Genomic DNA, 10,484 nt, shown 5'->3' on the forward strand with positions numbered 1-10,484 from the left:
CGCCCGTACTCCGTGTGTGCCACGTCCCGCCCCGGGGCCCAGCGGCGGTCGGTGTCCTGCGGCGGCTCCGGCCCCTCCGGCGCGCCGTGCTCGCCGCTCTCCGCCTGCGGGCTCCCGGCGGGGTCCGGCTCCCCGTCGTCCTCGTCCAGCGCGGCCCGCGCCTGCGCGAAGAGGTCCTCCTGGGTGAAGTCCGCGAGGGCGCTCACGCCCACGCCGAGCAGCCGGACGCCCGCCGTGGTGTCCACGCCGTCGATCAGCCGGGCGGCGGCCTCCTTGACCACGGCGGGGTCGTCCGTGGGCCCGCGGAGGGTCTCCGACCTGGTCAGGGTGGAGAAGTCATAGCTCCGGACCTTGATCACGACGGTCCGCCCGGAGCGCCCAGCGGCGCGCAGCCGCTCCACGCAGCGGGCCGCGAGCCGCGCCACCTCCAGCTGCACCCGGGTGCGGTCGGTGAGGTCCACGTCGTAGGTGTCCTCGACGGAGACGGACTTCGCGTCCCGCTCGGCGACCACGGGGCGGTCGTCGAGCCCGAGCGCCATCGCGTACAGCGAGGTGCCGTGCGCCTTGCCCAGCAGCCGCAGCAGCTCGTCCTCCCCGGCCTCGGCGGTCTCCCCGACGGTGGTGATCCCGGCGCGGCGCAGCGCGTCCGCCGTGGCCGGGCCGACGCCCGGCAGCATCCGCACCGGCATCGGGGCGAGCAGCTCACGCTCCGTACCGGGCTCGATCAGCACCAGTCCGTCCGGCTTGGCCTGCTCCGAGGCGATCTTCGCCAGCATCTTGGACCCGGCGAGCCCCACCGAGCCGCTCAGCCCCGTCGCGCCCCGGATCGCCCGCCGCAGCCGCTCCCCCACCGCGCGCTCGCTCCCGGGGCCCGCCGGCGCCGCTGCCGCCTCCAGATCGACGAACGCCTCGTCCAGGCTCAGCGGCTCGACCAGCGGGGAGAGGTCCCGGAGGAGGTCCAGCACCACGTCGCTCACCTGGCGGTAGAGGCCGAAGCGGGGGCCGAGGTACGCGGCGTTCGGACACAGGCGGCGGGCCTGGGCCGTGGGCATGGCCGAGCGCACCCCGAAGCGCCGCGCCTCGTAGGACGCGGTGGCGACCACACCGCGCGGGCCGAGTCCCCCCACGATCACCGGCTTGCCGCGCAGGCTGGGCTTGGACGCCTGCTCCACCGCGGCGTAGAAGGCATCCATGTCCAGATGCAGGATGGTCGGTGCGCCTCTCACACCCACCGATGCTGCCGCATGGCACTGACAGACCGCGCCCCGGAGTCAGCCGGCGCGGTTGCGGCGGCGGGCCAGCTCGTCCTCCGGGTGGTGGCCGAGCAGCGTCTCGCCAGTGTCCACCCGCTCCCCGTGCAGCTGGGAGAGGGCGCCCTCCACGTCCTTCCAGACCACCCCGACGGCGATCCCGAAGACACCCTGACCGCCCTGGAGGAGGTCCACGACCTCGTCCGGGGACGAGCACTCGTAGACCGTGGCGCCGTCGCTCATCAGCGTCATCCGGGCGAGGTCGGTCTGGCCGCGCTCGCGCAGGTGCTGAACGGCGGCGCGGATGTTCTGCAGCGAGACGCCGGTGTCCAGCAGCCGTTTGACGATCTTGAGGACGACGATGTCGCGGAAGCTGTAGAGCCGCTGGGTTCCCGAGCCGTACGCCGGGCGGATGCTCGGCTCGACCAGGCCGGTGCGCGCCCAGTAGTCGAGCTGGCGGTAGGTGATGCCCGCGGCGGAACACGCCGTGGGCCCGCGGTAGCCGACCTCCTCGCCGGCTCCGTCCCGCTCGCCGGAGCGGTGGGCGGACGGGCCGGCCGGCCGGATCGGGGGTTCGTTGGATAGGGAGGAGTCGCCCGCCGCCGTACTGTCACCGCCGGTGCCTGTCACGCCGACCTCCGTCCTTCACATCCCGGGTCGCCCCGGAACCTGCCCACATGAAGGTAGGCAGTCACTCCGGGTGCGTCAACGATCGCCACACTCGGCACGGCGAGTGATAATCACCCAGGGAGTGGTTTTACGTGCCCGTGAAGGGGGAATAGCCGACCGAATGGGTCTTCGGCCCCCGCCGCCGGGCCGTGTCCTGTCCCCGCTCTCCGCCGTCCTCACTGGCTGCTGGTGCCGAAGTCCTCGGGGGAGATCTGGTCGAGGAACTCCCGGAACTTCTCCACCTCGTCCTCCTGCTCGTCGGGGATCGCGATGCCGGCGTCGTCCAGCACCCCGTCGCTGCCGTAGATCGGGGTTCCGGTGCGCAGCGCCAGCGCTATGGCGTCGGAGGGGCGGGCGCTCACCTCGACCCCGCTGGCGAACACCAGCTCCGCGTAGAACACTCCTTCACGCAGGTCGACGATGCGGACGGCGGTGAGCTCCTGCCCCACTGCTTCCAGGACGTCCTTGAACAGGTCATGGGTCAGTGGGCGTGCAGGAGTCATGCCCTGCTGCGCGAAGGCGATCGCCGTCGCCTCCCCGGGGCCGATCCAGATGGGCAGGTAGCGGTCGCCTCCCACCTCGCGCAGGAGCACGATCGGCTGGTTGGTGGGCATTTCCACCCGGACACCCACTACGTCGAGCTCATTCACACAGCAACCCTAGGCCGTGCCGCGCCCGTTTGGGTAGTCGGACAGCCCCCTGATAGGGGCATCCGTGTGCGATTCAGTCACCGCGCGGCCGGAGCGCGGACTGGACAAGCGCCGCGTGCAGCCGCACGGAGAGGCCCACGAGCTCCTGTGCGGTGCTCTCGGCCCGGGCCCGGGTACGCGGGTCCCGGTCCCGCCGCAGCGGCGCCACGAGCCGCTCCACGAGCTCCGCCTGCCGGTCCGCCGCGGTCTTCATGGCCCGCAGCTGACGTGGCTCAATGCCGTGTTTCCCCAGCCCCGCCAGCAGCTGTGCCACGGCGGCTCCCGCGAGATCGTAGGTGCCCTGGTCGGACGCGGTGATCAGGCCGTACGCCTCCCAGACGGCCAGCTCCTCCTCGCCGACCCCGGCGACCGCGAGCAGCTCGCCGCGCGCTATCCGCACGGTGGGCGCCGGGGCCGTCACCTCCGGCTCCGCCGGCTCGCGGGACGGCGCCGGCACGGACCGCGGCGTCCCGCCACGGCCGAGCGCGTCCAGATGCTCCCTGATGACCTTCAGCGGGAGGTAGTGGTCCCGCTGCATCCGCAGCACATAGCTGAGCCGCTCCACATCCCCAGGGGCGAACCTGCGGTTGCCGGTCGGGGAGCGCTCCGGCTCCACCAGGCCCTCCGCCTCCAGAAACCGGATCTTGGAGACGGTGACCTCGGGAAACTCCTCCCTCAGCAGCCGCAGCACGGCCCCGATGCTCAGGGACCCGCCCGGCGGGGCGCCGTCCCCGGCGGCGGTGCCGGGTCCGGCACCGCCCGAGGGTGTCTCCAGCATGGGGCCTTCCCTGTGCGGGGTCAGACAGCGTGCTGGCTCGTGTAGAAGACCAGCCGGTACTTCCCGATCTGCACCTCGTCGCCGTTGCCGAGCGGGACCCCGGTCTCGATGCGCTCGCGGTTGACGTAGGTGCCGTTCAGACTGCCGACGTCGGAGACGGTGAAGACCCCGTCCGGGCCGCGGCGGAACTCCACATGCCGCCGCGAGACGGTGACATCGTCGAGGAAGATGTCGCTCTGGGGGTGGCGCCCGGCCGTCGTCAGCTCGCCGTCCAGCAGGAAGCGGCTGCCCGAGTTCGGGCCGCGGCGCACGATCAGCAGGGCCGAGCCCAGCGGCAGCGCGTCCACGGCTGCCTGCGCCTCGGGGGGCAGCGCCGGAATGGCGTGCTGCCCCGTCACCTCCGCCTCGTACGCCTCCAGGCCGGAGATGGAGATGGTGGAGGTCGTCTCGGACGACCCCTCGGCGGGGGCGCCGCCCCGCAGCGGAGCACCGCAGTTGGAGCAGAACCTGCTCGCCTCCGCGGCGCGCGTTCCGCACCTGTTGCACACCGGCACGGCAGTACCTCCACCCGGATCCGAGGTTGCAGGTGTGTGGGAACCTATGCGGCCCTGCGTGCCAGGGTCAACAGACGCCGCGCCGTGGCCACCGGGAGTGTCGCCGTTGCGCGCGGCCACCTCGTCCCGGAACATCGGACGCTCGGCGCCGTTCTCCGGCCCCGGCGCTCCGGGCTCCGCGTGCCGGGGGGCGCGGTGCCGCGCGGCCGCACCGCCGGCGTTCTGGCGGTTCTTGCCGAACAACTTCGCAAAAAAACTCACGGGCGATTCCCCTCGCACGACACAGACCCGCCCGTGGGGCAGGACAGACCCTCGATGCTCTCACCGGCCACTCCGGACGCCCGGTTAACGTCCGTGACCTGTAGACAGTTTCCACCACGCAGTGCCGAAGGGGCCCGTCGACCCCCCGGAAGCCCTACGGCTGCCTCACGTGCCCTCTCACTGCGATGACGACCGAGCGTAGTCAGGCCGCTTCGACGATCGCAAGGCGTCAACAGTGATCTTCTCCGAGCGGCGCACGGACACCGTGGCCTGTTCTTTCTTCAGAGTCTGAATGACCCCTCCGGGAATGTTCAACGCGGGCTCCAAGTCCTGCGGCTTGCCGATCACCTCGAAGCGGTATGGCTGCCCGATCTTACGCCCGTCCACGCGTACGCCGCCGTCGCTGTCCGAGAAATAGGTTCCCGCGACCACGCGTACGCCGTTGATCTGGATCGCCTCCGCGCCGGCGGCGCGGAGCTCCTGGACCGCGTCCAGCAGCGCGTCGGAGTCCGTGTTGCCCGCGCGGTCCCCGATGGTCATCCGGATTCCGGGCCCTTCGGCCGCCACGGTGCCCGCCAGCACACCGAGCTGGCCCTCCTTCTCCTTGCGCTGCTTGCGGGCCTCCTCGGCCTGGTCCGAGCTGCTCTCCAGCTCGGTGCGGTGGCGCGACAGCTCCCCCTTCTCGTCCTCCAGCCGTTTGGTGCGGTCGTCGAGCTCGTCGAGGATACGCACCAGGTCCTCCTGGCGGGCGCCGCGCAGGGCGCTGTTCTCGCTGGTGGAGCGCACTTGGATGGCCAGCCCCAGGCCCAGTCCGAACAGCAGCAGCGCCACGATCAGTTGAGCCCGCGTCACCCGCGGCGGCCAGACCGCCTGCGCGAGACGCCGGCGCCCCTCGCCTCCGCCGGGCTCCACCCCGGGCCCCTGCGGCCCGCCGGGCGGCTCCCCGCTCCCGGGCGGCCGCGAGCCGGCGGGCGGGTGGGGGCTCTCCGGCGGCAGGGCACCGCCGTGCCGGGGCGGTCCGCCGTGCCCGCCGTGTCCGCCCGCGGCCGGTCCGCTTCCGTCGTTCGCGTCACTCACCGGACTCATCGGCCTCACGCCCGGAAGATGTGCCGCCGGATGGCGGCGGCGTTGGAGAAGATTCGGATGCCGAGGACCACGACCACGCCCGTCGACAGCTGCGCGCCGACGCCCAGCTTGTCGCCCAGGAACACGATCAGCGCCGCGACCACGACGTTGGAGAGGAACGAGACGACGAACACCTTGTCGACGAAGATGCCGTCCAGCATCGCGCGCAGTCCCCCGAAGACCGCGTCCAGCGCCGCCACGACGGCGATCGGCAGATATGGCTCCACCGCCGTCGGCACCACGGGCCGGACCACGAGCCCGGCCACGACACCGACGATGAGGCCCAGTACGGCGATCACGATGTGCTGCCCTTTTCTGTCTTCACGGGTTTCGCTGTTCGTACGATCATGCTGGGCGCGGCAGGCAGCCGGACCTCGTCCCGCACGGAGATACTGGACCTGATGCCGTAGTCCTTGCGCAGCACGTGGAGGTACTGGCCGTCCACGCTGTCCTGGAAGGTCTTGCTGAGCTTGGCGCCCGGCCCCACCGCGAGCAGGGTGTAGGGCGGCACCAGCGGCTTGTTGTCGACCAGTATCGCGTCCCCGGCGGCACGGATCGCGGAGCGCGCGGTGAGGCGCTGGCCGTTGATGGCGACCGCCTCCGCGCCGGACTCCCACAGCCCGTTGACCACGCGCTGCATATCGCGGTCGCGGACCCGGCCGGTCTCGGAGAAGCCGCCGCCCTCGCGGGGTCCTTCGCCGCTGCCGGACGGGGAGTCCTTGGTCTCGGCGTCGTTCACCACCAGCTTGACGCCGGGGCCCTCGACCGGCACCGCGCCGGACAGCAGGGCGACGCGCCGGGCGCGTTCACCGCCGTACTTCTCCAGCGCCGCGCGCTGCTTCTTGTCGACGGAGGAACGCAGCCGGTCGACGCTCTTCTGGAGCGTGTCGGCGCGTTTGTTGCCGTCCTCGATGCGCTCGATGAGCTTTTCCTTCTCCTTGGCGATCGCCGGTGCCTCGACGCGCGCCTGCGCGGCGCCGAGGGTCACCACCAGGGCGGCGAGCACCAGCCCCGCTGCCAGCCCGAGCTTGGCCCGCAGCGTGCGCGGCAGGCCGGCGCGGCCCTCCGCGCCCCTGCGCGCCGCCACCTCGGCGTAGCCGTCGTCCAGGCTGTGTTCCATCACATTGTTCAGCAGCGACATGGAGGCGTCGGGCCGCGCAGGCCGCGAGGGAGTGCTCCGATCGGGATGCTGCTGCGACATGCCGCACATCGTCGCACGTCGAGGACCGTGCGACCGAACGGGCCACCGCCCATACGGCCGGCGCGTGTCCGGCAGATCAGTGTCCGGCAGATCATGAGCACCCCGTCGACGGCGCGCCCCGCGCGAGCCGCAAGGGGCGGCACCCGGGCCGCACGATCTGCCGGACAGGAGCTAACGGCCCGCGCTGTCCACCACGGCGGCCCACTCGTCGAGCAGTGAGCGGGCGGAGTGCTCGTCGGGCCCCTCGGCCCACAGATGGGTGACGGCCTCCGCCGGGTCGGGCAGCACCATCACCCAGCGGCCGTCGGACTCGACCACGCGGACGCCGTCGGTGGTGTCCACGAAACGCTCGCCCGCGGCCTCCACCACCGTCCGCATCACCAGGCCCTTGACCGCCCACGGCGTGGCGAGGTCGCGGCGGAGCACATGGGCGCGCGGGATCCGCGCGTCGATCTGGCTGAGCGTGAGCTGCGTACGGGCCACGAGCCCGATGAGGCGCACGAAGGCCGCGGTGCCGTCGAAGACGGAGCTGAACTCGGGCACGATGAAGCCGCCCCGGCCGTCGCCGCCGAACACGGTGGCGTCGTCCCGGCTCACCCTGGTCATATCGTCGGGCGAGGTCGTCGTCCACTCCACCTGCGTACCGTGGTACGCGGCCACCTGTTCGGCGATACGGGTGGTGGTGACCGGCAGGGCGACCCGGCCGCTGCGCCGCTCGGCGGCGACCAGGTCGAGCAGGACGAGCAGCGCCCGGTCGTCCTCCACGATCCGGCCGCGCTCGTCCACCAGCGAGAGCCGCTCCCCCACCGGGTCGAACCGCACCCCGAAGTCGGCGCGCGCGGAGGCCACCATCTCGCCGAGCCGCACCATCCCGGAGCGCCGGGTCTCGGCGGTCTCCGTGGGGCGTGCCTCGTCCAGCCCCGGGTTGACGGTCAGCGCATCCACCCCCAGCCGCCCCAGCAGGCTCGGCAGCACCAGGCCCGCGCTGCCGTGCGAGGCGTCGATGACGACCTTCAGCCCGGACTCGGCCACCCCCGTGCTGTCGACGGCGCGCAGCAGCGAGCCGGTGTAGGAGTCGAAGACGGTGGACGGGATGCGCAGGTCGCCGATCTCCCCGGGGAAGGCGCGCCGGTACTCCTGGCGGGCGTAGACGCGGTCCAGCTTGCGCTGGCTCGCCTGGGAGAGGTCGGCGCCGCGCTCGTCGAAGAACATGATGTCGACGGAGTCGGGCCGGCCGGGTGTCGTACGGATCATGATGCCGCCGGCGCCGCCGCGCGCGGTCTGCTGGCGGGCGACGGGCAGCGGTACGTTCTCCAGGTCGCGTACGTCGATGGCGCTGGCCTGCAGCGCGGAGATCATCGCCCGTTTGAGGGCACGGGCCCCGCGCGAGTGGTCCCGGGCGGTGGTGACGGTGGAGCCCTTCTTCAGGGTGGTGGCGTACGCGCCCGCCAGCCGGACCGCCAGCTCCGGGGTGATCTCCACATTGAGGATGCCGGAGACGCCGCGCGCCCCGAACAGGTGGGCCTGGCCGCGCGACTCCCAGATGACGGAGGTGTTGACGAACGCGCCCGCCTCCACCGTCTTGAACGGATACACCCGCACGTTCCCCTGGACGATGGACTCCTCGCCGACCAGGCACTCGTCCCCGATCACCGAACCGTCCTCGATCCGGGCCGCGCGCATGATGTCCGTGTTCTTCCCGATGACGCAGCCGCGGAGGTTGGTCTGCGGACCGATGTAGACGTTGTCGTGCACGACGGCCCGGTGCAGAAAGGCCCCGCTCTTGACGACGACGTTGGAGCCGATGACGGAGTGCTCGCGGATCTCGGCGTCGGCCTCCACCTTCGCGTAGTCGCCGATGAAGAGCGGGCCGCGCAGCACGGCGTCGGGGTGCACCTCCGCGCCCTCCGCCACCCAGACGCCGGGCGAGATCTCGAAGCCGTCCCGCTCGGCGTCGACCTTGCCCTCCAGCATGTCCGCCTGGGCCTTCACATAGCTCTCGTGGGTGCCGACGTCCTCCCAGTAGCCCTCGGCGACATAGCCGTAGATCGGCTTGCCCTCCTTCATGAGCTGCGGAAAGACGTCCCCCGACCAGTCGACGGGCACATCGGGCTCGACGTAGTCGAAGACCTCAGGCTCCATGACGTAGATGCCCGTGTTGACGGTGTCCGAGAACACCTGACCCCAGGTGGGCTTCTCCAGAAAGCGCTCGACGCGGCCCTCGTCGTCGACGATGGTGATGCCGAACTCCAGCGGGTTCGGCACACGCGTCAGACAGACGGTGACCAGCGCGCCGCGCTCCTTGTGGAAGGTGATCAGGTCGGTGAGATCGAAGTCGGTCAGCGCGTCCCCGGAGATGACCAGAAACGAGTCGTCCTTGAGGGCTTCCTCGGCGTTCTTCACGCTGCCGGCGGTGCCCAGCGGTTTCTCTTCGTTCGCATACGTCAGCTCCATGCCGAGCTCTTCGCCGTCCCCGAAGTAGTTCCTGACCAGGGAGGCGAGAAACTGCACGGTCACAACGGTCTCGGTGAGCCCATGCCGCTTGAGGAGCCGCAGCACATGCTCCATGATCGGCCGATTGACCACTGGCAAGAGCGGCTTGGGCATACTTGCGGTCATCGGGCGAAGGCGAGTGCCTTCACCCCCGGCCATGACGACGGCCTTCATGTCGGAAGCGTCCTCCTCGCAAAGACGACGGTCACACCGACCTTCACCCATCCAGGATGGCCCACGACGTCGCACAACGGGCAGCCGGCCTCTGCGACGCTGAAAAGGCTGGCTCAGTCGGCTGCAGCGTCCGCCCTGATGAGCCGACGGACCTGGACCACGTAGAGGACCCCTGCCCACCAGTAGAGAGCCGTACCCCAGCCAGCGAACGCCCATCCGAAAATAGCAGCGAGTGACGCGACCCAGCCACTTCCGTCACTGAGCAGCAGCAGCGGGAAGGCGTACATCAGATTGAAGGTGGCGGCCTTGCCCAGGAAGTTCACCTGCGGCGGCGCGTAGCCGTGCCGGTCCAGCACCCACACCATGACCAGCAGCAGCGCCTCCCTGGCCAGCAGCACGGCGGTCAGCCAGAGCGGCAGGATCTCCCGCCAGGTGAGCCCCACCAGGGTGGACAGGATGTACAGCCGGTCGGCGGCCGGGTCGAGAATCCGGCCGAGGCTGCTGATCTGGTTCCAGCGGCGCGCCAGCTTGCCGTCCAGATAGTCGCTCACCCCGCTGAACGCGAGGACGACCAGAGCCCAGCCATCGGCGTTGGGACCGTCGAAAACCGGCCACAGGATCAGCCACAGGAACACCGGCACTCCGACAAGGCGGGCCATGCTCAGGATGTTCGGGATGGTGAGAACCCGGTCCGTCTGAACCGCCGTCTCCTGGACCTCCACCCGGGGGCCTCCTGTGTATCCGTCTGTGTATCCGTGCCGATGACGCCACTTGACCCTACCCGGAGGGGCCGCGCCGCGATGGCAGGGGGTCGGCCGGACACGGCGGCCCGAATGCGGACATGAAGAAGCCCCGTGCCGGGGTGCTGGCGCACTCCCCCGCACGGGGCTTCTTCACTGTCTCCACATTGAGTTCGGCGGCGTCCTACTCTCCCACACACTCCCGCATGCAGTACCATCGGCGCTGTCGGGCTTAGCTTCCGGGTTCGGAATGTGACCGGGCGTTTCCCCCACGCTATAACCACCGAAACACGGTGAAACACACAACCACCGGTATACGGGGTTGCTGTCTCAGAAACCACACAGTGGACGCAAGCAACGATGGACAAGCCCTCGGCCTATTAGTACCGGTCACCTCCACCCCTTACAGGGCTTCCAGATCCGGCCTATCAACCCCGTCGTCTCCAGGGAGCCTTAACCCCTCACAGGGGGCAGGAGTCCTCATCTCGGAGCAGGCTTCCCGCTTAGATGCTTTCAGCGGTTATCCTTCCCGAACGTAGCCAACCAGCCA

General features: G+C 70.7%; 10 protein-coding genes and 2 rRNA genes. All 12 read right to left on the reverse strand.

Annotated elements, in window-relative coordinates:
* Window positions 1-1,226 (reverse strand): DNA polymerase IV (locus G5C65_RS22245; protein WP_165300677.1); only part of this gene is annotated, 1,226 nt, incomplete at its 3' end.
* Window positions 1,227-1,271: 45 nt separating this feature from the next.
* The gene (locus tag G5C65_RS22250; protein WP_165300678.1) at window positions 1,272-1,880 is read right to left on the reverse strand and encodes a MerR family transcriptional regulator; all 609 of its coding nucleotides are present in this window, start codon (window positions 1,878-1,880) and stop codon (window positions 1,272-1,274) included.
* Window positions 1,881-2,095: 215 nt separating this feature from the next.
* The gene (locus tag G5C65_RS22255) at window positions 2,096-2,569 is read right to left on the reverse strand and encodes a bifunctional nuclease family protein (RefSeq protein WP_026004895.1); all 474 of its coding nucleotides are present in this window, start codon (window positions 2,567-2,569) and stop codon (window positions 2,096-2,098) included.
* Window positions 2,570-2,642: 73 nt separating this feature from the next.
* On the reverse strand, window positions 2,643-3,386 hold the full coding sequence (gene ftsR / locus G5C65_RS22260; RefSeq protein WP_165300679.1) for a transcriptional regulator FtsR: 744 nt from the start codon (window positions 3,384-3,386) through the stop codon (window positions 2,643-2,645).
* Between the two features lie 20 nt (window positions 3,387-3,406).
* Window positions 3,407-3,940, reverse strand: coding sequence for an FHA domain-containing protein (locus G5C65_RS40190; RefSeq protein WP_338146580.1), 534 nt, complete (start codon window positions 3,938-3,940; stop codon window positions 3,407-3,409).
* A gap of 438 nt (window positions 3,941-4,378) precedes the next feature.
* The gene (locus G5C65_RS22270; protein ID WP_420903346.1) at window positions 4,379-5,287 is read right to left on the reverse strand and encodes a DUF881 domain-containing protein; all 909 of its coding nucleotides are present in this window, start codon (window positions 5,285-5,287) and stop codon (window positions 4,379-4,381) included.
* 5 nt (window positions 5,288-5,292) lie between these two features.
* Window positions 5,293-5,625, reverse strand: coding sequence for a DUF1290 domain-containing protein (locus G5C65_RS22275; RefSeq protein ID WP_165300680.1), 333 nt, complete (start codon window positions 5,623-5,625; stop codon window positions 5,293-5,295).
* Entirely contained in the window at window positions 5,622-6,527 is a 906-nt protein-coding gene (locus tag G5C65_RS22280; protein ID WP_165300681.1) for a DUF881 domain-containing protein, read from the reverse strand. The genes G5C65_RS22275 and G5C65_RS22280 overlap by 4 nt, the downstream gene beginning before the upstream one ends.
* Before the next feature lie 171 nt (window positions 6,528-6,698).
* Window positions 6,699-9,194: a mannose-1-phosphate guanyltransferase gene (locus G5C65_RS22285; protein WP_165300682.1), complete on the reverse strand. Its 2,496-nt coding sequence runs from the start codon at window positions 9,192-9,194 to the stop codon at window positions 6,699-6,701.
* Between the two features lie 113 nt (window positions 9,195-9,307).
* A complete protein-coding gene (gene clsA, locus G5C65_RS22290) occupies window positions 9,308-9,916 on the reverse strand; it encodes a cardiolipin synthase ClsA (RefSeq protein WP_165300683.1) in 609 nt (202 codons plus the stop codon).
* A gap of 189 nt (window positions 9,917-10,105) precedes the next feature.
* A 5S ribosomal RNA gene (gene rrf, locus G5C65_RS22295) occupies window positions 10,106-10,222 on the reverse strand.
* A 72-nt stretch (window positions 10,223-10,294) separates the two neighbouring features.
* Window positions 10,295-10,484: ribosomal RNA gene (locus G5C65_RS22300) — 23S ribosomal RNA — on the reverse strand; the annotation flags it as partial.

It is taken from the genome of Streptomyces boncukensis (assembly GCF_011045075.1).
Taxonomy (GTDB): domain Bacteria; phylum Actinomycetota; class Actinomycetes; order Streptomycetales; family Streptomycetaceae; genus Streptomyces; species Streptomyces boncukensis.

Coding starts and splice junctions, on each gene's coding strand:
- G5C65_RS22285 (WP_165300682.1), bottom strand. CDS start 9,194: ATGAAGGCCGTCGTCATGGCCGGGGGTGAAGGCACTCGCCTTCGCCCG.
- G5C65_RS22280 (WP_165300681.1), bottom strand. CDS start 6,527: ATGTCGCAGCAGCATCCCGATCGGAGCACTCCCTCGCGGCCTGCGCGG.
- G5C65_RS22270 (WP_420903346.1), bottom strand. CDS start 5,287: ATGAGTCCGGTGAGTGACGCGAACGACGGAAGCGGACCGGCCGCGGGC.
- ftsR (WP_165300679.1), bottom strand. CDS start 3,386: ATGCTGGAGACACCCTCGGGCGGTGCCGGACCCGGCACCGCCGCCGGG.